This is a genomic window from Acidovorax sp. SUPP1855 (genome assembly GCF_030158955.1).
Taxonomy (GTDB): Bacteria; Pseudomonadota; Gammaproteobacteria; order Burkholderiales; family Burkholderiaceae_C; genus Paracidovorax.
In genome coordinates this window covers 15909-34833 of the sequence record NZ_BQXI01000015.1, presented here as the reverse complement: position 1 = coordinate 34833, position 18925 = coordinate 15909, and the positions used below count along the sequence as shown (strand labels likewise).

The window sequence follows — 18925 nt, the reverse complement described above, 5'->3', positions numbered from 1 at the left end:
GGCCTGGCGCCTGCGCGAAGAGGACATACAAAGAATGGATGAAATCCTGAGCTTCTGGGCGCAATGGTTGCGCCCTTCGGCCGGGTTGCCCACCGTGCAATGGTCGCTGCTGCTCGCAGTGGCCGCGGTATCGGGCTACCTTTTCCAACGCCACATCGGCCTGCCCAAGGTGGTCGGCTACACCCTGGTCGGCACCATCGCCGGCCTGCTGGGCTTCACCGGCGCCGTGTGGCCGCTGCAGGGCATCAGCCTGTTCCTGCTGGAGCTGGGCATCGCGCTGGTGCTGTTCGAGGCGGGCGGGCGCATTCCGCTGCGCTGGTTCCGCCACAACCCGATGGTGCTGGTGCAGAGCATCGCCGAATCGGCCCTCACCTACTTCGCCGTGTACTACGTGCTGATGTGGCTGGACGTGCCCCAGCGCGCCGCCGGCCCGCTCGCCCTGGTGGCCCTGGCCGCCTCGCCCGCGGTGCTCAGCCGCGTGGTGGCCGACACGCGCGCCGCGGGCCCGGTGACCGACCGCGCCATGGTGCTGGCCACGCTCTCCACGCTGTACGCCCTGACGCTGGGCAGCGCCACGGCGGAGCTGATCAACCGCCCCGCCGCGCGCATCATGGACACCATCTACCCGGTCATGGTGGTGCTGGGCGTCTCGATCATCGTCGGTGCCGTGCTGGCCCTGGTGCTGCGCATGGCGCTGCGCTTCATGAGCCCCACGAGCGAGAACACCTCGTTCCTGCTGCTCACCCTCATCGCCGCCGGCACGGCCGTCGCGGCGCACATGGGCGGCTCCGCGCCGCTGGCCGCGCTCCTGGCCGGCATGCTGCTCAAGCAGCTCAATCCGCGCCCCTGGGCATGGCCGCGCCAGATGGGCACGGCCTCGTCTTTGCTGACCATGCTGATGTTCGTGCTGGTCTCCACCGTGGCGGCGCAGGCCGACTGGAGCGGCCCGGTGGCCGGCGTGGTGCTGGCCCTGATCGTGGTGCGCCTGGCGGCCAAGGCCCTGGGCGTGGCGGTGGGCAACGTGGGCAGCGGCGCCAGTTGGCGCCAGGCCCTGTGGGTGGGCTGCGCGATGACGCCGATGTCGTCCATCGCGCTGCTGATCGCATCGCAGTTCGTGGTGGCCTCGGCCTCCACCGGCCAGCTGATCGCCCGCGTGGCGCTGCCGGCCATCCTGGTCATGGAAGTGCTGGGGGCCGTGATCGCCACCGTCGCCATCTACCGCGCGGGCGAGAGTTCGAAACCCTGGGCGCCGCTCTCGCGCGCCGCCAACGGAGACAACAGCCGTGAGTCTTGAAGCCTTCCACCATTCCGAGCCCCTGACGCTGGGCGTCGAGCTGGAGTTGCAGCTCGTCAACACGCACGACTACGACCTCGCGCCCTATGCCGAGGACATGCTGCGCCTCATGCACAAGACGCCGCTGCCCGGCAGCGTCGTGCCCGAGATGACCAACAGCATGATCGAGATCTCCACCGGCGTGTGCCACAGCAGCAGCGAGGTGCTGGGCCAGCTCACGCAGATCCGCGATGCGCTGGTCAAGAGCGCGGACAAGCTCAACATCGCCGTGGCCGGCGGCGGCACGCACCCGTTCCAGCAATGGCACGAGCGGCGCATCTACGACAAGCCGCGCTTTCGCGAGCTGTCGGAACTGTACGGCTACCTGTCCAAGCAGTTCACGATCTTCGGGCAGCACGTGCACATCGGCTGCCCGGACGCCGACGCGGCGCTGCTGATGCTGCACCGCATGTCGCGCTACATCCCGCACTTCATCGCGCTGTCGGCCTCCAGCCCTTACGTGCAGGGGCAGGACACGGCGTTCGATTCCGCCCGGCTCAACTCGGTGTTCGCGTTCCCGCTGTCCGGCCGCGCGCCCATGGCGCTCACCTGGACCGACTTCGAGCACTACTTCGACAAGATGACGCGCACGGGCGTGGTCAAGAGCATGAAGGACTTCTACTGGGACATCCGCCCCAAGCCCGAGTTCGGCACCATCGAGATCCGCGTGTTCGACACGCCGCTCACCGTGGAGCGCGCCGCCGCGCTCGCCGGCTTCGTGCAGTCGCTGGGTGCATGGTTCCTGGCCGAGCAGCCCTTCATGCCGACCGAGGACGACTACCTCGTCTACACCTACAACCGCTTCCAGGCCTGCCGCTTCGGCATGGACGCGGTCTATGTGGACCCGGCCACGGGCAACCACATGCCGCTGCGCGACCACATCCTGCAGACGATCGACCACATCGCGCGCCACGCGGGCGTCACCGGGGCGTCGAGCGCGCTGCACATGCTGCGCAGCGAGGCCGACGCCGGCCAGAACGACGCGCGCTGGCTGCGCGAGCGCCAGCGCAACGAGCAGTTGCTGGGCGAGGTGAGCCGGCAGGCGGCGCAGCGCTTTCGGGGCGCGGTGTCCTGACGGGCCGACGGCAGGCCGCGCCCATGGCGAACGCCACGCTTCGCGCGCTGCGCGCCGACATCACCCGGCTGGCGGTGGATGCCATCGTCAACGCGGCCAATTCGTCGCTGCTCGGCGGCGGCGGGGTGGATGGCGCCATCCACCGCGCGGCCGGCCCGGAGCTGCTGCACGAATGCCGCCTGCTGGGCGGCTGCAAGCCCGGGGATGCGAAAGCCACCAGGGGCTACCGGCTGGCGGCCTCCGTCATCGTGCACACCGTCGGCCCGGTGTGGCGCGGCGGCTCGAACGGCGAGGCGGAGCTGCTGGCCTCCTGCTATCGCCAGTCGCTTCTGCTGGCGAGCGAACGCGGGGCGAGGACGGTGGCGTTTCCCTGCATCAGCACGGGCATCTACGGCTACCCGATCGAACAGGCGGCGGTGGTGGCCGTCGATGCGGTGCGCGCCACCCTCGAACAGACGCCCGATATTCGGGAGGTGACCTTCTGCTGCTTCTCGGAGCAAGACCTGTCCGTATACCGAGAGGTGCTCGCACAACAAGCCGAATAGCCCCGGGATGCCCCTGAAAGCGGCATATTTAAAACCAATGAGAATATTAATCTATTTTTAAATTCTCAATGGTGATATAATGCCCTTTGTTGCAGTCCTGGCGCCTGACCCGTGCCGTCACCGCAACGCTTGCTGGGAACCGGCCATCGGCCCCCGGCAGGCCGCCTTTTGCGACCTTCGTCGCCCTGTCGATCTGCCGAGCTGCAGCCGACCGAGTTCCTCGATGCTCACGCAGGCCCTCTCCCGCCTGCGATCCTGAATGAATTAGATTTCCAAGACCGCCATTCCCATGGGCCAGTACGTCGTCTCGCCCTCGACACATCCGACCGACTGTGGCCGCTTCCGTGCCTCCTTCTCGGTCCATCGATCCCAGGGTAACGGCAGCTACTGCCGCGTATTCCGTTTCGACAAAGCCTTTGCATCCCGCGAAGCCGCCCGGCTCTTTGCCATCACCCAGGGCTGGCTGCAAGCGAGCATGACGCATCCTCCGGCGTGCTGAGGCCAAGGGTCCGCCAAGGCAGATCCCTTTTCCCCTTTCGCACCACCGTCCTCCAACGGCGCGCCATTCGTTGCGCACCTCTTTCAGAAAGGCTCTTTCCATGAGCAGCAAAATCTACGTGGGCAACCTGCCCTACTCCGTGACCGATGCGATCTTGCAAAGCAACTTTGCCGAGTTCGGCGCCGTCTCTTCGGCCAAGGTCATGATGGACCGTGAAACCGGCCGCTCCAAGGGCTTCGGCTTCGTGGAAATGGCGTCCGCCGAAGTCGCCCAGGCGGCCATCACCGGCCTGCACGGCATGTCCGTGGACGGCCGCTCGATCGTCGTGAACCTGGCCCGCCCCCGCGAAGAAGGCGGCGGCTCGGGTGGCTACAGCGCAGCGGGCTACGGCGCGAACAAGCGTTCCGACGTGGGCTACGGCACGGGTGGTTTCGGCGGTGGCCGTTACTGAGCCCTGCCGCACTCCGCGCAAGACCGGCCCTCCTGGGCCGGTTTTTTTTCGCCCCGCCGCCCTGCAGGCCGCCCCTCGGCGCGCGCCGCAGCGCGAAGGGACACCCAATCTGGCAAAGGGCGTGAGGCCATTGCGGGTGCCGCCCGCATGACAGCCTACACTGCCCGCATGCCCTTCCCCCTCTCCGGCCCCCACCACGCCACCCTGGCCGCACTGCCCCGCGCAGCGGCCGGCGCGCACGCGGCCGCCAAGAGAGCTCATCGGCCGGTGCCCCCGCACCTTCCTGAGCCCGGCGGTCCGCTCCCCTCTCTTCCTCTTTCAGCGCAACCTTCCGCCGCCGGGCCCCTGCCTCGCGCGGCCGCGGGCGCACGCTCTTTCGGGCGGTGCCCGCATTCATTCGATGGAGTGTGTCGATGCATGCAACGATTCACGGCGAGCGCACGCTCACCGAACTTGATTTCGCCCGCCTGAGCAAACTGCCCGGGCCCGAGCTTCCCCCCGCCCTGGCCGCGCTGCTGGCCAGCGCCGAGGTGACCGGCTCGCGCGCCGTGCCTGGCGATGTCGTGACGATGTACTCGCGCGTGGAGCTGGTCGATGTGCAGACCGCCCGGCGCCAGACGCTCACGGTCTGCTACCCGCGGGATGCCGAGCCCACGGCCGGCTTCATCTCCGTGCTCTCGCCGGTGGGCAGCAGCCTGCTGGGCCTGAAGGTCAGGGACGTCGCGAAGTGGCTCACGCCGAACGGCGACGCCTGCGCGGCGCAGGTCGTCGCCATCCTCTTTCAGCCCGAGGCCAGCGGCGACTACCAGACGTAGCGCGGGCCGTGGCCTGCCGCACCGTATGCTCCTGCCATGGGTGAATTCGATCTGATCCGCCGTTTCTTCCAGCGCCCCGTGCGCCGTGCCGCGCTGGGCGTGGGCGACGACTGCGCGCTGCTCGCGCCCGCACCGGGCATGCACCTGGCCGTCTCCAGCGACATGCTGGTGGAGGGCCGCCATTTCTTCGCCGACGTCGATCCCGAGGCGCTCGGCCACAAGGCGCTGGCAGTCAACCTGAGCGATCTGGCCGCGTGCGGCGCCCGGCCGCTGGCCTTTACGCTCGCCCTGTCGCTGCCGCGTGCCGACAGCGACTGGCTGGAGCGCTTTTCGCGCGGGCTGCTGGCGCTGGCCGATGCGCACGGCTGCGAGCTGGTGGGCGGCGACACCACGGGCGGGCCGCTCAACATCTGCATCACCGTGTTCGGCGAAGTGCCCGCCGGCCAGGCCCTGCTGCGCAGCGGCGCGCGTGCGGGCGACGACCTGTGGGTGAGCGGCACGCTCGGGGACGCGCGGCTGGCGCTGGAGGCGCTGCGCGGCGAGCGCACCCTGCCCGCGCCCTGGCTCGCCCAGGCCCGCGAGCGGCTGGAGCGCCCCATGCCGCGCGTCGCCCTGGGGCAGGCCCTGCGCGGGCTGGCCCGCAGCGCCATCGACGTGAGCGACGGGCTGGTGGGCGACCTGGGCCACATCCTGCAGGCCTCTGGCGTGGGGGCCCGCATCGACACCCAGAACGCTATTGAATTAATAGCAATAGGGGCAATGAGTACTAGGGCATCAGGGGCTTTTGACCACGAAACCCTGCTGCGCTGCGCCCTGGCCGGCGGCGACGACTACGAACTGCTGTTCACTGCCGCGTCCGAGCACCGCGCCGAGGTCCAGGCCGCTGGCCAGGCCACGGCCACGCCCGTGGCCCGCATCGGCACCATCGAGGCCGCGCCCGGCCTGCGGCTGGTGGATGCCCAAGGCCAGCCCCTCCCTCACCAGTACTCGTCATACGACCACTTCCGCTGATCGGCAGCGCAATCACTTGCGGGACATCGCCGCTCCTGCAAAGCAGCAGTTGTCGTACCACTTTGTGACGAAATGCCACTGAAATCACGCTTTCGGCGGTCCCGACATTGGCGGCCGATACCGGCCGCGCAATCGTTTGCGCCTAAGTAGGTACTAACTCAAAGCGCCTTACCAAAGGCTTACGAGCCCTCTGGAGCGTGGCAGACCGGGTAAACACGCATCGCCTCCTCTCCCCTGCCTCCCACAATCGCCGCCAAGTTGTACGACATCCTTCAAGATGATCTACACAACAAGACAGCCGGGATCCCCAGGCTGCGATCGCCGCGCCGACGGCGCGTGCATTCCTTGCATCGAAGACGAGAGGAGACATTCCATGAAACGCAGAGATTTCGCGCTGACGGCGCTCGCACCGCTGTGGCTCACCGCCTGTGGCGGCGGTTCGGGCGGCGCATCCGGCCCGCAGGGAGAGGTGGCCACCGCGCTGCGGCGCGCCGCCGACTACATGGACGAGGTGGTTTCGTACCGCGGCGGCTACGTGTGGTCGTACTCGCCCGACCTGAAGCAGACCTTCGGCGAGATGGAGGCCTACCGCACCATGTGCTGGATCCAGCCGCCGGGCACGCCCTCGGTCGGCCACGTGTACCTGGACGCCTACCACGCCACCGGCGACGAGCGCTTCCTGCAGGCCGCCGAGCGCACCACGCTGGCCATCGTCGCGGCGCAGCACGCCTCGGGCGGCTGGAACTACATCCACGACTTCGCGGGCGAGGCGTCGCTGCGCCAGTGGTAAGACACCATCGGCAAGAACGGCTGGCGGCTGGAGGAATTCCAGCACTACTAGGGCAACGCCACGTTCGACGACGCGGGCACGGCCGTGGCCTCGCAGCTTCTGCTGCGCATGTATGTGGAAAAGCGCGACGTGCGTTTTCTCGCGCCGCTGCAAAAGGCCATCGACTTCGTGCTCAACGCGCAGTTCGGCCCCGAATAAGGCGTGGCGAACGGCGGCTGGCCGCAGCGGTTCCCGCACTTTCCCGGCGCGGTCGGCGCCATGCCCTCGCCCCACCCCGAGCAGGTGCCCGCGGGCGCCCATTCGGGCATGGAAGACGGCGACTACACACTGCACGTGACCTTCAACGACGACGTGATGGGCGAGAACATCAAGTTCCTCACGATGTGCGTGATGGCGCTGGGCGAGACGCGCCTGCTGGCCCCCATCGCACGTGCCATGGAATGCATGCGCCTCATGCAGCAAAGCGGCCCGCAGGCCGGCTGGGGCCTGCAGCACCTGTCGCGCCCCATGGCCGGCCGCCCGGCCGGCGCACCGGCCGGCGCGCGCAGCTACGAGCCCCGCTAGCTGGCCACGCACACCACGCAGACCAACATCCGCCAGCTGTTCAACTACTTCCAGCTCACGGGTGAGCGCCGCTATCTCGCGCGCATCCCCGAGGCCATCGCCTGGCTCAAGACCTGCCCGCTGCCGGCGGCAGCCATCGCGGGCAGCCCGCTGCTGGGCGGCGGCCGCACCCACCCCACGTTCGTGGAGCTGGGCACCAACGCGCCGCTGTACGTGCACCGCTACGGCTCCAACATCCACAACGGCGGCTACTACGCCGACAAGGACTGGGCCAACACCGTCAGCCACTACTCGGCAGGCCGCGCCATCGACATCGCGGGGCTGGAGTCCACCTACCGGCAGCTCGATGGCATGAGCGATGCGGCCGTGGCCGCCATGGCGGCGCGCTCGCCCCTCAAGGCCGGCACGGCCACGCGCGCGCTGCCCCGGTATTTCTCGATCCGCGAGGTGGACTTTCCCGACCTGTTCGCGGGCGCCACCATGGCCACGCCCAAGGTGCCCGACAGCGAGGCGCAGACGCTGGTGGACGAGCTGGGCCCCAAGGGCTACTGGACCTCGCCCGTGCCCGAGGTCGTCAACCCCTACCAGGGCGACGGGCCCTCGGCGGCCTACACCGGCACCGCCTACCGCAGCAAGCATGTGGGCGATGCCTGGGACACGTCGCCCTACCCGGCCGACAACCCGCCGGAGGTCCCGCCCTACGTGAAGCGGGACAAGCCGCAGTTCATCGTCACCTCGGAGTGGATCCGCCGCATGGGGCGGCTCATCGCCTACGTCGCACCGCAGGCGTGATGCAGCGCGGGCACTGACGTTTTTTCGCATCAGCGTCCAACGCTGTGGCCACCTGCCGCAGCCTGCCGGCCCGGGATCGGACCCCGGGCCGGCAGGCTGTCTTTCATTGAGTCGCACCCAATAGATTGGCGCACAAATTATCATATTTATCAAATAAAAAAGAGAGCAAGAAAGGCTCAACGCGACGCATTTCTCTTTCCACGGTTCGAAATGTACAGAATTCAGATATTTTTTGATACACATTTTTTTGTTTCAAATATATCATTTATGCGGAATATTGCATTTCTAACTTCCCAGCCAGACCAGAGAGGATTGACATGACCCCGCGCAGCACCCTGACCGTTTCCCGGCGACTTCTGATCGCTTTCGGTACCGTTATCGGTATTTTTTTGGCTGTCACCGCGTCGTCCCTGTACAGCAGTACCCAATTGGAGAAGGCCGAGAAGTTGAACGTCCACACTTACAAAGTGATGGACACAGCCAACACCTTGCTCAGCAGCATGGTCAACATGCAAACCAGCGTCCGCGGTTATCTTCTCAGTGGCGAGGAACGGTTTCTCGAACCCTGGAACACCGGCATCCGTGAATTCGACGAGGCGTGGATGCAAGCCAAGCAATTGACCGTTGCCAATCCGGCGCAGCAGCAGCGGCTGGACGCCATGAAGGCGAAGAATGCGGAGTTTGTGGCCGTCATGAGCAGCCTTGTCCAACTGCGGCGCGATATCGCTGCAGGGACCAAAACAACGCAGGACCTGCTGGGGCAAGTCGGACAAAGCAACGACAAGGCCACGATGGATGGATTCCGTGCGTTGCACGCCGAATTCGACAAGGTCCAAAGCGATCTCCTGAGCAGCCGTGCCGCTGCGGCAGACCAGATGCGCTCATTCATTGCCAACGTCATCGTGGAAGGCTCCCTGCTCGCCATCGGGCTGGCCTGTGCGCTGGGCGTGTGGGTGACGCGGTCCATCACGCGGCAGCTCGGCGGCGAGCCGGACTACGCCTCCGAGGTGGTGCGCCAGATCGCCGCAGGCAACCTCGCCGTGGACGTGAGCACCCGCGCAGGCGACCAGGGCAGCCTGCTGGTGGGCATGAAGGCCATGCGCGACAGCCTGGCGCAGGTGGTGGGCCAGGTCCGCCAGAGCAGCGACTCGATCGCCACCGGCAGCACGCAGATCGCCACCGGCAACGCCGACCTGAGCCAGCGCACGGAAGAGCAGGCCTCCAACCTGCAGCAGACCGCCGCCTCGATGGAAGAGATCACGGCCACCGTCAAGAACAACGGCGATACCGCCCGCCAGGCCACGCAGCTGGCCGACTCCGCCAGCGCCGTGGCGCAGCGCGGCGGCGTGGTGGTGGGGCAGGTCGTGGACACCATGGAGGCCATCACCGCCTCCAGCAAGAAGATCGTGGACATCATCGGCGTGATCGACGGCATCGCCTTCCAGACCAACATCCTGGCGCTCAACGCCGCCGTGGAAGCCGCCCGCGCCGGCGAGCAGGGCCGGGGCTTCGCCGTCGTGGCCAGCGAAGTGCGCAGCCTCGCGCAGCGCAGCGCCGACGCCGCCAAGGAGATCAAGGGCCTCATCACCGACAGCGTGCAGAAGGTGGACGCAGGCAGCCAGCAGGTGGAGGAGGCCGGCCGCACCATGGCCGACATCGTGGCGCAGGTCAAGCGCGTGAACGACCTCATCAGCGAGATCAGCGCCACCACGCAGGAGCAGACGCTGGGCATCGGCCAGGTGAGCGACGCCGTGAGCCAGCTCGACCAGGTGACGCAGCAGAACGCCGCGCTGGTCGAGGAAAGCGCCGCGGCGGCGGACAGCCTGCGGGCGCAGGCGGGCAGGCTGGTGCAGGCGGTGAGCGTGTTCCGGCTGGACCACGAAGCCCCCAGCCTGCACGCGGTGGCGGCCCCCGCGCCGGCCCGCGCCGCAGCGCCCAAGCCCGCCCCGCTGCGCGCGGCCATGGCACCGCACGCGCCGGCCCGCATGGCGGCTGCGCCCAAGAAGGCCGCTGCGCCCCGCCCGAGCCAGCCGTCGCTGGCCCTGGCCGGCGGCGGCAGCGAAGACGACTGGCAGAACTTCTGACACGCCCCCGCGCCCCGTCGTCCATGGCCCATCGTCCCGCCCCGGTACGATGGGCCACCGGACGCCGCCGGGACCCCTTTTCTTCCTCCATTGCCTGCAAGAGATCCGCCATGGCCCTTTCTTCATCGCCCACCGACCCCAACAACGCCACCGCCGCCAATGCCGTCAGCAAGGGCGGCGAATTCCTCTCGTTCCGCCTGGGCGACGAGGAATACGGCATCGGCATCCTCCAGGTGCAGGAAATCCGCTCCTACGAGCCGCCGACGCGGCTGGCCGGCGCGCCCGACTTCATCAAGGGCGTGGTCGATCTGCGCGGCATCATCATTCCCATCGTGGACCTGCGTCTGCGGCTGCATTGCGCCAGCGCCGAGTACAACCACTCCACCGTGGTGATCGTGCTCAATGTCGGCCAGTACACCGTGGGCGCGGTGGTGGACGCCGTCTCCGATGTGGTGGAGTTGACGGCGGAGATGATCCGCCCCGCGCCCCAGCTGTCCTCCAGCGTGGACGACCAATTCATCCTGGGCCTGGGCAGCGTGAACGACCGCATGCTCATCCTCGTGGACATCGAGGGCCTGGTGGGCAGCGAGACGCTGGGCCGCATGCGGCCGACCCACATGAGGCCCGCCGCAGCGGCTGCGGCGGCCTTCGCCGACTGATCACCGAGCGCCTGCGGCCGCGGCTGCGGCGGGCAGGGGTGAATAATCGCCGGGCGCGGTATCCTGCCGCCCGCCCCACGATTGCATCCGCCAGCCCATCCAGGAGCCGCACTTGATCCATTCCCTGCCCTCCCTGCGGCATGCGCCCGCCGCACGGCCGACCCCCTCCCTGGCCGCGCTGCTGGCCGCTCTGTCCAGCGCCACGGCACTGCTGGGCACCGGCGCCGCCCTGGCGCAGGACAGCGTGGCCTCGCGCATCACGCAGGTCACCGTCTCGCCCGGCAGCGCCACCGTGGAGCGCACCGCGCGCGTGGCCGCCGGTGCCCGCAGCGCCGTGTTCCGCTGCCTGCCCGCCTCCATCGACACCGCCAGCCTGCAGATCGCCGCCGGCACCGGGCTGCGCGTGGGCGAATTCAAGATCACCACCGAAGACCGCGACGTGGCCGCCGGCTGCGCCAGCCCGCTGGACGGCCGCATCCAGGACCTGGAAGACCAGCTGGCCGCCGTGCGTGCCGAGACCGCCTCGCTGCAGTTGGTGAACCGTTACCTGCAGGGCGTGGCCGGCAACGCCGGTAGCGCGGCCGACACGCCGCAGCCCGACCGCCGTCCGGCCGCGGGCCCCGCCGCCGCGGTAAGCCCGGGCCAGATCGGCGCCACGGCCGATGCGCTGCGCAAGACCTCGCTCGACGCCCTCACCCGCTCGCACGCGCTCAAGCGCCGGCAGGAGGCGCTGGAGCTCGCGCTCAAGCCCCTGGTGGCCGAGCGCAACCGCAACGCGGGCGGCCCGCGGGCGCGCGCCGTGTCGGTCGCCGTCCACCTCGCCGCCGAGCGCGAGGGCGAACTGCGCCTGTCCTACCAGGTGCGCGGCCCCGGCTGGCAGCCCACCTACCGCGCCGTGCTGAACAGCGACACCGGCGCCGTGGTGCTGGAGCGCCTGGCGCTCGTCGCGCAAAACAGCGGCGAGGACTGGACCGATGTGCGGCTCACCCTCTCCACGCAAGCCGCCACCCGCGCCACGCGCGGCCCCGCGCCCGGTGCCTGGACCCTCGATGTGGCGCCGCCCCCGCAGCCGCAGATGGCCATGGCCCGCCTGCCCGCACCGGCGGCACCCGCTGCGATGGCCGCGCCGGCCAGCGTGGCCGAGGAAGCCGAGCCGCCCAGCTTCGACGTCACCGCGTTCGCCGGCACCTACGCCACGCAGTTCGCCGTGCCCCAGCGCATCACCGTGCCCTCCAACGGCCAGCGCACCACGCTGGCCCTGGGCACGCACAACGCGGCCGCCACGCTGCTCACGCGCGCCGTGCCCGCCCGGCAGGAGACGGCCTACCTCGTGGCCGAGATCGCGCCGCCGGCGGGCGCCTGGCCCGCAGGGCCCGTGGGGCTGTACCGCGATGGCGCCTTCATCGGCAACGACACGCTGGATTTCGCGCAGGACGCCATGGCCGGCGGCAGGGCCACCCTGTGGTTCGGGGCCGACGACCAGGTGATCGTGCAGGCCGAGCCGCCGCAGGAGACCACCGGCAGCGCCGGCTTCACCGGCGGGCGCACCGAGCGCCGCACCGATCGCGCCTACCGCATCGAGAACCGCCACGCCCGGGCCATCGCGCTGCAGGTGCTGGACGCAGCGCCGGTCTCGCGCAACGAGAAGATCGAGGTCGAATCCCGCTACACGCCCGCGCCGCAGGACACGGCCTGGAACCGCACGCCCGGCACCATCGCCTGGCAGCAGCCGCTGGCCGCTGGCGCCACCGCGCGCTTCACGGCCACGCACACCGTGCGCTACCCGAAAGAGATCGCGCTGAGGGAGCGCGAATGAACGCCGCCCCCTTCGGCCCTGCCACGCCCGCCGCCGCACCGCGCCGCGCGACCGCCGCCTTCATGCGGTCGCACCCGGCGCACTGGATCGCCCTGGGCTTCGGCGCCGGCCTGTCGCCCAAGGCGCCCGGCACCGTGGGCACGCTGTGGGCCTGGCTGGCCTACCTGGTGCTGCAGCAGTGGCTCGCGCCCCTGCATTTCGGCGTGCTGATCCTGGCCGGCACGCTCGTCGGCTGGTGGGCCTGCACCACCACCGCGCGCCACATGGGCGTGGCCGACCCCGGCAGCATCGTGTGGGACGAGGTGATCGCCTTCTGGCTCGTGCTGTGGCTGGCCATGCCCATGGGCTTCTGGGGGCAGTGCGCGGCGTTCGCGCTGTTCCGCTTCTTCGACGCCGCCAAGCCCGGCCCCGTGGCCTGGGCCGACAGTTTGTTCAAGGGCTTCGGCTGGCGCGGCGGCTGGGGCATCGTGTTCGACGACCTGGTGGCGGCCTTCTGCACGCTGGTGGTGATCGCGCTCTGGAGGCATCTGTGGTGACACCGGACGATTTGCTATCAAAAGCAGAGCATGATGCCCTAGAGAATATTGCGCTGGAGGCCGATTTGGCTCATATCGCGCAAACGCTCGTCGCGCGCGGGTGGATGCTGGCCACCGCCGAAAGCTGCACCGGCGGCCTGATCGCCGGTGCCTGCACCGACTTGGCCGGGTCGAGCCGCTGGTTCGAGCGCGGCTTCGTCACCTACTCCAACGCCGCCAAGACCGACCTGCTGGGCGTGCCCACCGCCCTCATCGCAGCGCACGGCGCCGTGAGCGAGCCCGTGGCGCGCGCCATGGCCGAGGGCGCCGTGGCGCGCTCGCTGGCGCAGGTGAGCGTGGCCGTGACGGGCGTGGCCGGACCCGGGGGCGGGAGCGCGGACAAGCCGGTGGGGACGGTGTGGTTCGGCTGGTCGGTGGAGGGGCAGACCCACAGCGAGGTGATGCGCTTCGCGGGCGACCGGGCGGCCGTGCGTGCCGCCACCGTGCGGCATGCGCTGGCGCGGCTGGCCGATCTTCTGGTTTGACAGCAAACCCCCAAGCCTAAAAACTTGGGCCTGTGCGCCTCAAGTGGCGGCCTCCCTCGGTCCGGCGGATTCGATGCGGGCGGCATCCCAGCGCTTCAGTTCAACGGACTTCGCGAGCATGCCCAAGGTGAGCGGCACCTTCTTCTGTCGATCCCGATAGCGGCGCAAAGGCATCCAAAACAACTGCAATGGATTGAATCCTTCGTCGTGGAAGTACCGTCCGAAATCGAACCCGCTGGAGTCGACGCCGAACTCCGCGAAGAAGGTCTCCATGAACTCCACCGCATCGTCGCCCGTGATGCTGAGATCGTCCTCGATCCTGGTCGCTGAATGCAGATCGCGCCGCGGCAGAACCCCGGACGCTCTTCTGGCGAACGCTTCGATTTCTTCCAGTGCCTGACCCGCCATCAAGGAATCCTGCTGTCTCACGCACCCGGCCCCAGCCGCCCCACCAGCCCCGCACTGGCCTCGTTCAGCCCCACCACCTCCACCACAGCCCCGTGGTGCCGCAGCCGCTGCACCACCTTCTCCAGCGCGGCCACGGCCGTCACGTCCCAGAAATGCGCACGGGACACGTCGATGCGCACCGGGCGCCCTTCGGCCGCGAGGATGTCGAACGCCTCGATGAACGCATCGGCCGAGGCGAAGAACACCTGGCCCGACACGTGCCAGGTGCGCAGGCCGGTGGCGGCATCGTCCTCGGCCCGCACGCCGAGCAGGCGCGCGACCTTGAACGCGAAGAACACGCCGCTCAGCACCACCCCCACGCCCACCCCGGCCGCGAGGTTGTGCGTGGCGAGCGTCACGGCCACGGTGGCGAGCATCACGGCGCTGGACAGGCGCGGGTGGCGCACCACGGCGCCCAGCGACTTCCAGTCGAACGTCGAGGCCGACACCATCACCATGATGGCCACCAGCGCGATCACCGGCACGCGCGACACCCAGTCCTTCAGCGCCACCATCAGGATGAGCAGGAACACGCCGGCGAACAGCGTGGACAGGCGGCCGCGCCCGCCGTATTTCACGTTGCCCACGGCCTGGCCGATCATTCCGCAGCCGGCGATGCCGCCGAAGCAGCTGGCCGCGATGTTGGCCAGGCCCAGGCCCGCGCACTCGCGGTTCTTGTCGCTGGGCGTGTCGGTCATCTCGTCCACCACGGCGGCGGTGAGCACCGATTCGAGCAGCCCCACCATGGCGATCGCCAGCGCCGGCAGTGCGATGGCGCGCAGCGTCTCCAGCGACACCGGCACCGCGGGCAGGCCGAACAGCGGCAGCGCATCGGGCAACCGGCCCAGGTCCGCCACGGTGGGCAGGTGCAGCCCCATGGCGGAGGCGATGAGTGTGAGCGCCACCACGCAGATCAGCGGCGACGGAATGGCGGTGAGCGCCCGCACCCGCAGCCGCTGGCCCAGCCACGGCAGGCCGTAGATGAGGGCCAGCCCCAGCGCCAGCATGCCCCAGATGGCGGCGCCCGCGCCGCGCAGGTGCGGCAGCTGCGCCGAGAAGATCAGCACCGCCAGCGCGTTGACGAAGCCCGTGCGCACCGAGCTGGAGACGAAGCGCACGAGCACGCCCATGCGCAGCAGCCCGAACGCCACCTGCACCACGCCCGCCAGCAGCCCCGCCGCCAGCAGGTGGCCCAGCCCGTGCGACTGCACCAGCGGCGCCGCCACGAGCGCCACCGAACCGGCGGCTGCCGACACCATGGCCGGGCGCCCGCCCGCGAAGGCGATCACGATGCTGATGACGAACGAGGCGAACAGCCCCACGGAGGGATCGACGCCCGCCACGAACGAAAACGCGATCACCTCGGGAATCAGCGCGAACGTGGCCACGGCACCCGCGAGCAGTTCGCGCGGAATGCTGGGCGCCCATTCGGCGCGCAGGCGGGCCAGGAAAGCAGGGGTCATGGAACGGCAACGCGCGCCGGAGCGCGCGTAAAAGCAAAAGGAAAGGGGAAGGGGAAGCGCCCGGTCAGGCCGCGCCGGCGCCCGTCAGGCGCCGCAGCACTTCTTGTATTTCTTGCCGCTGCCGCAGCTGCACGGGTCGTTGCGGCCGGGGGTGTCGGCGCGGCGCACGGCCTCCACGCGCGGGCCGATGCTCTTCCAGAGCTGGCGCAGGTCGTACACGGCCCAGACGGCTTCGCTGAACGACTCCAGGCGGGCCTCGCTCACGCTGGCCGGGCCGTCTTCGGCATACAGGTTGTGCTCGGGCTTGCCGGTGTCGTCCTCGGTCAGCACCACGATGTTTTCCAGCGCGCCGTCCAGCCACTGCGCGGCGTCCTTGTCGCGGGGGGCGGCCCATTCCTCGGGCCAGTTCTCCACGGCGAACATGAAGCCGAGCGCCCACACCTGGCCGAACGAGGGAATGTCCTGGCCGGCCATCTCGGCGCGTTCTTCCTCGGGCAGGCAGGCGACGGCGCCGCGCATGTCCATCACCTCGGGCTGGAAGGCGCGGTCGTCCTCCAGCGATTCCACCTCGGTCGCCAGCTGGCGGCTGACCTCGTCGAACCGCAGCGTCCACAGCTCCATGAACCGTGCCTGCTGGGCCTCGTCCTTGAAGGCCGGCAGCAGCGGCAGCGGGGCCCCCGCGCCCTCGGTCACATCGATGGGGCCGCCGTCGTCCAGCAGCATGGGCAGGTATTCGGCGGCGGGAATGGCGCGGCGCGTACAGGCCAGCGCGGTCAGGAAGCCGTCGCAGAACTCCCACTGCGGGATCTCTTCGGCACGGCTGCGCAGGTCGTCCAGCAGCGTGTCCAGCTCGTCGAGCGCATCGTTGTCGAGGGCGGGTTCGGTGCCGGCGGCAGCGGCGGTGTCGTGGGAGGATTCGGTCATGGGGCGGCTCCAGGGCGCGGCGGGGGGAGAAAAAGGCTTCGTTATGATGCCGCAGCCCGCGCAAAGCGGCGAACCGGGGCGGGCGCGGCATGGCGCCGGGGGCAGGTGCAGACAGCCCCGCCCAGGGCCACGGCCGGGCCGCAGGCGGCGATTTTATCCGCCCGGCCCCGGCCGGCCCTGCCGGCCTCGGTTCGCACCCCGTTCGCAGCCCCGGGCCCGGCCCGTTCCCCTCTTTCGCACCGACCCCATGCCGACCCACGCCGACCCTGCTGCGCCCCGCACCTCCGTCCCCACCGACCCCGCGGACTTCCTGCGCGAGCATGCGGCCACCCAGGCGCCCAACGTGCAGAGCTACCGCCTGCCCGGCGAGCAGTGGTGGCTCAAGCGCGCGGGCGCCAGCCACGGCGCCGGGCGCTACCGCGCCATGGCGGTACTGGCGCGCCTGCTGGGCCTGGCGGTGCTGCGCCCGGTGCCCACGCCGGGCGGGCCCGCGGCCATCGCCATCGAGGTGCGGCGCCTGCAGGACTTCGCCGCTCGCGGCCTGCGCGCACCCGAGGTGCTGGCGGTGCAGCACGACGCTTTTTTGATGCGGCACTTGGGAGCCCCCGACGAGGAAACCCATTCCCTGGGCAACGAGATCGACCACGCCGTGGCCGAAGGCCCCGAGGCCGTGCTGGCCCTGTGGCGCCAGGGCCTGGACGCCATCGCCCGGGTGCACGCCAGCGGCACCTGCCTGAGCCAGGCGTTCGCCCGCAACCTCGTGCGCTGCCCCGACGGCGTCGTGGGCTATGTGGATTTCGAGGACGACCCCGCCACCGCGCTGCCGCTGGCCGTGTGCCACGCGCGCGATGCGCTGTGCTACGCCCAGTCCACCGCGCTCTACCTGCGCCAGGCGGGCGCGCTGGACGCGGCCCGCACGCTGTGGGCGGCCTGGCTGGGCGCCCAGGGCCCGGACATGCGCGCGGTGCTGGCCACCACGGTGCGCCGCCTGCGCTGGCTGCGCCACCTGCCGCCCAGCCGCCGCCTGGGCCGCGACCTGCAGCGCGTGCGCGCCGCCTACGACCTGCTGGCGCCCTGACCGCCCCCACCCAGGCGCAGAGGGCGCCTGAGCGCGGTCACTCCTCGCTCGTCCACTCCACCTGCACGCCCAGGCTGCGCAGGTTCTCCACGAAGCGCGGGTGCGCGCGCCGGATGGGCGTGGCGTTGCGGATCTCCGAGCGCCCGTCGATGCTGGCGGCCACCATGAACAGGGCGATGGCCACGCGGATGATGTAGGGGCTCTCCACCACGGCAGGCGTGAGCGCATTGCCGCCGAAGGTCACGATGCGGTGCGGGTCGGACGAGAACACGTGCGCGCCGAACTTCGACAGCTCGCCCGTCCAGCCCAGCGCCCCGTCGTACACCTTGTTCCAGAACATCGCGTTGCCCTGCGCCCGCACGCCCAGCGCGATGAAGATGGGCAGCAGGTCCACGGGAAAGTAGGGCCAGGGCGCGGCCTCCACCTTGGTCAGCACGTTGCTGGTGAAGGGCGTCTGCACGGTGAGCGGCCCCTCGCGGTGCGCGCGCGACCAGCCGTCCGCATGCTCGATTCGCACGCCGAACTTGGCGAAGGTGCGGTCGATCAGCGGGAAGTTCTCCGGCGCGCTGTTGCGCACCACCACGTCGCCGCCGGTGATGGCCCCGAGGGCCAGGAAGGTGGTGATCTCGTGGAAGTCCTCGTCGAAGCGGAACTCGCCGCCCCCCAGCGCCGCGCCGCCGTGCACTGTGAGGCGCGACGTGCCGATGCCGTCAATGCGCACGCCCAGCATGGCCATGAAGCGGCAGAACTCCTGCACGTGCGGCTCCGACGCGGCATTGTTGAGCGTGGACACGCCGCGGGCCGAGGCCGCGCACAGCACGAAGTTCTCGGTCGTGGTGACCGAGGCGTAGTCGAGCCAGTGGTGCGTGGCGTGCAGCGGCCCGTCGCAACGCACGAGCAGCGAGCCCTGCGCGCGCTCCACCGCGCCGCCGAAGCTGCGGAACACCTCCACGTGCGGATCGATCTCGCGCACGCCGAGCGTGCAGCCCTTCACGTTGTCTTCGAGCCGCGCCACGCCGAAGCGCGCCAGTAGCGGCGGCACCAGCATGATGGACGAGCGCATCTCCTCGGGCAGGCGGTGGGCGGCGGCGTCGAACGCAGTGTCCTTGTGGTGCAGTTCCAGCGTGCCGCTGGCGTGGTCCATGCGCACGTCGCTGCCCAGGGTGCGGAAGATGTCCAGGATCTTGCGCACGTCGGTGATGTCGGGCACGCCGTGCAAGGTGAGCGGCGCCTGGGTCAGCAGCGTGGCGCACAGCACGGGCAGCACGGCGTTCTTGTTGGCGGAGGGCGTGATGCGGCCACGCAGCGGCGTGCCTCCGTGCACGATGAGATTGGACATGGGCGGGATGCGGGGGGAACCCGAAAAGAAAACAGCCGGCACTGTAACCCCCTCCCCCGTTTGGCGCCCGGCCGGCCGTGGCCCCCGGGTCGCGTGCGATTCCGTAGCCGGCCGTGGGCCGCGTCCGACAGGGCCCGGCCTGCGCGCGGCCTATCTTCGCCGCAGCGCTCCCGCCTTTCC

At 69.9% G+C, this 18925-nt stretch carries 20 protein-coding genes and 1 pseudogene; 17 read left to right on the top strand and 4 right to left on the bottom strand.

Annotated features, from left to right (window positions below; all coding sequences use genetic code 11):
- The first annotated feature begins 34 nt into the window (after positions 1-34).
- From AVMA1855_RS14465 to AVMA1855_RS14390, 16 genes and pseudogenes are all read left to right on the top strand, one after another.
- Complete coding sequence (locus AVMA1855_RS14465; RefSeq protein WP_272565687.1) at positions 35-1294, top strand: cation:proton antiporter; 1260 nt, start codon at positions 35-37, stop codon at positions 1292-1294.
- Complete coding sequence (locus AVMA1855_RS14460; protein ID WP_272549522.1) at positions 1284-2408, top strand: YbdK family carboxylate-amine ligase; 1125 nt, start codon at positions 1284-1286, stop codon at positions 2406-2408. The genes AVMA1855_RS14465 and AVMA1855_RS14460 overlap by 11 nt, the downstream gene beginning before the upstream one ends.
- Positions 2409-2431: 23 nt before the next feature.
- Positions 2432-2953, top strand: coding sequence for an O-acetyl-ADP-ribose deacetylase (locus AVMA1855_RS14455; protein ID WP_284426238.1), 522 nt, complete (start codon positions 2432-2434; stop codon positions 2951-2953).
- A 289-nt stretch (positions 2954-3242) separates the two neighbouring features.
- On the top strand, positions 3243-3452 hold the full coding sequence (locus AVMA1855_RS14450) for a hypothetical protein (RefSeq protein ID WP_284426237.1): 210 nt from the start codon (positions 3243-3245) through the stop codon (positions 3450-3452).
- 100 nt (positions 3453-3552) lie between these two features.
- Positions 3553-3903, top strand: a complete 351-nt coding sequence (rbp, locus tag AVMA1855_RS14445; protein WP_272565691.1) for an RNA-binding regulator — start codon at positions 3553-3555, stop codon at positions 3901-3903.
- 413 nt (positions 3904-4316) lie between these two features.
- Positions 4317-4718 (top strand): GreA/GreB family elongation factor, encoded by a 402-nt coding sequence (locus AVMA1855_RS14440; RefSeq protein WP_284426236.1) that lies wholly within the window; start codon positions 4317-4319, stop codon positions 4716-4718.
- A gap of 36 nt (positions 4719-4754) precedes the next feature.
- Entirely contained in the window at positions 4755-5729 is a 975-nt protein-coding gene (gene thiL, locus AVMA1855_RS14435) for a thiamine-phosphate kinase (RefSeq protein WP_284426235.1), read from the top strand.
- Between the two features lie 373 nt (positions 5730-6102).
- Positions 6103-6519: a hypothetical protein gene (locus tag AVMA1855_RS14430; protein WP_284426234.1), complete on the top strand. Its 417-nt coding sequence runs from the start codon at positions 6103-6105 to the stop codon at positions 6517-6519.
- Between the two features lie 258 nt (positions 6520-6777).
- Positions 6778-7083, top strand: coding sequence for a hypothetical protein (locus AVMA1855_RS14425; RefSeq protein ID WP_284426233.1), 306 nt, complete (start codon positions 6778-6780; stop codon positions 7081-7083).
- A 183-nt stretch (positions 7084-7266) separates the two neighbouring features.
- Positions 7267-7875 carry a hypothetical protein gene (locus AVMA1855_RS14420; protein WP_284426232.1) on the top strand — a complete coding sequence of 203 codons (609 nt, stop codon included), beginning with the start codon at positions 7267-7269 and terminating at the stop codon, positions 7873-7875.
- A gap of 317 nt (positions 7876-8192) precedes the next feature.
- Positions 8193-8678 (top strand): annotated as a pseudogene (locus AVMA1855_RS26635) (CHASE3 domain-containing protein); the annotation flags it as partial.
- A 6-nt stretch (positions 8679-8684) separates the two neighbouring features.
- The gene (locus tag AVMA1855_RS14410; protein WP_284426297.1) at positions 8685-9959 is read left to right on the top strand and encodes a methyl-accepting chemotaxis protein; all 1275 of its coding nucleotides are present in this window, start codon (positions 8685-8687) and stop codon (positions 9957-9959) included.
- A 110-nt stretch (positions 9960-10069) separates the two neighbouring features.
- Positions 10070-10618: a chemotaxis protein CheW gene (locus tag AVMA1855_RS14405; RefSeq protein ID WP_284426231.1), complete on the top strand. Its 549-nt coding sequence runs from the start codon at positions 10070-10072 to the stop codon at positions 10616-10618.
- Positions 10619-10730: 112 nt separating this feature from the next.
- Positions 10731-12434, top strand: coding sequence for a DUF4139 domain-containing protein (locus tag AVMA1855_RS14400; RefSeq protein WP_349817113.1), 1704 nt, complete (start codon positions 10731-10733; stop codon positions 12432-12434).
- A complete protein-coding gene (locus AVMA1855_RS14395; RefSeq protein WP_284426230.1) occupies positions 12431-12970 on the top strand; it encodes a phosphatidylglycerophosphatase A family protein in 540 nt (179 codons plus the stop codon). Before AVMA1855_RS14400 ends, AVMA1855_RS14395 begins: the two co-directional genes overlap by 4 nt.
- Positions 12971-13074: 104 nt before the next feature.
- Positions 13075-13494, top strand: a complete 420-nt coding sequence (locus AVMA1855_RS14390) for a CinA family protein (RefSeq protein WP_284426295.1) — start codon at positions 13075-13077, stop codon at positions 13492-13494.
- Between the two features lie 39 nt (positions 13495-13533).
- Here the strand turns inward: AVMA1855_RS14390 and AVMA1855_RS14385 are convergent, their stop codons facing one another.
- The 3 genes from AVMA1855_RS14385 to AVMA1855_RS14375 all read right to left on the bottom strand — a co-directional run bounded on the left by AVMA1855_RS14385 (position 13534) and on the right by AVMA1855_RS14375 (position 16328).
- The gene (locus AVMA1855_RS14385; protein ID WP_284426229.1) at positions 13534-13902 is read right to left on the bottom strand and encodes a DUF1493 family protein; all 369 of its coding nucleotides are present in this window, start codon (positions 13900-13902) and stop codon (positions 13534-13536) included.
- A 17-nt stretch (positions 13903-13919) separates the two neighbouring features.
- Positions 13920-15404 carry a SulP family inorganic anion transporter gene (locus AVMA1855_RS14380; RefSeq protein ID WP_284426228.1) on the bottom strand — a complete coding sequence of 495 codons (1485 nt, stop codon included), beginning with the start codon at positions 15402-15404 and terminating at the stop codon, positions 13920-13922.
- An 84-nt stretch (positions 15405-15488) separates the two neighbouring features.
- Positions 15489-16328, bottom strand: coding sequence for a UPF0149 family protein (locus AVMA1855_RS14375; protein WP_272565705.1), 840 nt, complete (start codon positions 16326-16328; stop codon positions 15489-15491).
- Between the two features lie 247 nt (positions 16329-16575).
- Here AVMA1855_RS14375 and AVMA1855_RS14370 point away from each other — a divergent pair, with 247 nt between their 5' ends.
- Positions 16576-17406, top strand: a complete 831-nt coding sequence (locus tag AVMA1855_RS14370; protein WP_284426227.1) for a BUD32 family EKC/KEOPS complex subunit — start codon at positions 16576-16578, stop codon at positions 17404-17406.
- A 37-nt stretch (positions 17407-17443) separates the two neighbouring features.
- Here the strand turns inward: AVMA1855_RS14370 and AVMA1855_RS14365 are convergent, their stop codons facing one another.
- Complete coding sequence (locus tag AVMA1855_RS14365) at positions 17444-18745, bottom strand: UDP-N-acetylglucosamine 1-carboxyvinyltransferase (protein WP_284394361.1); 1302 nt, start codon at positions 18743-18745, stop codon at positions 17444-17446.
- Positions 18746-18925: the final 180 nt, after the last annotated feature.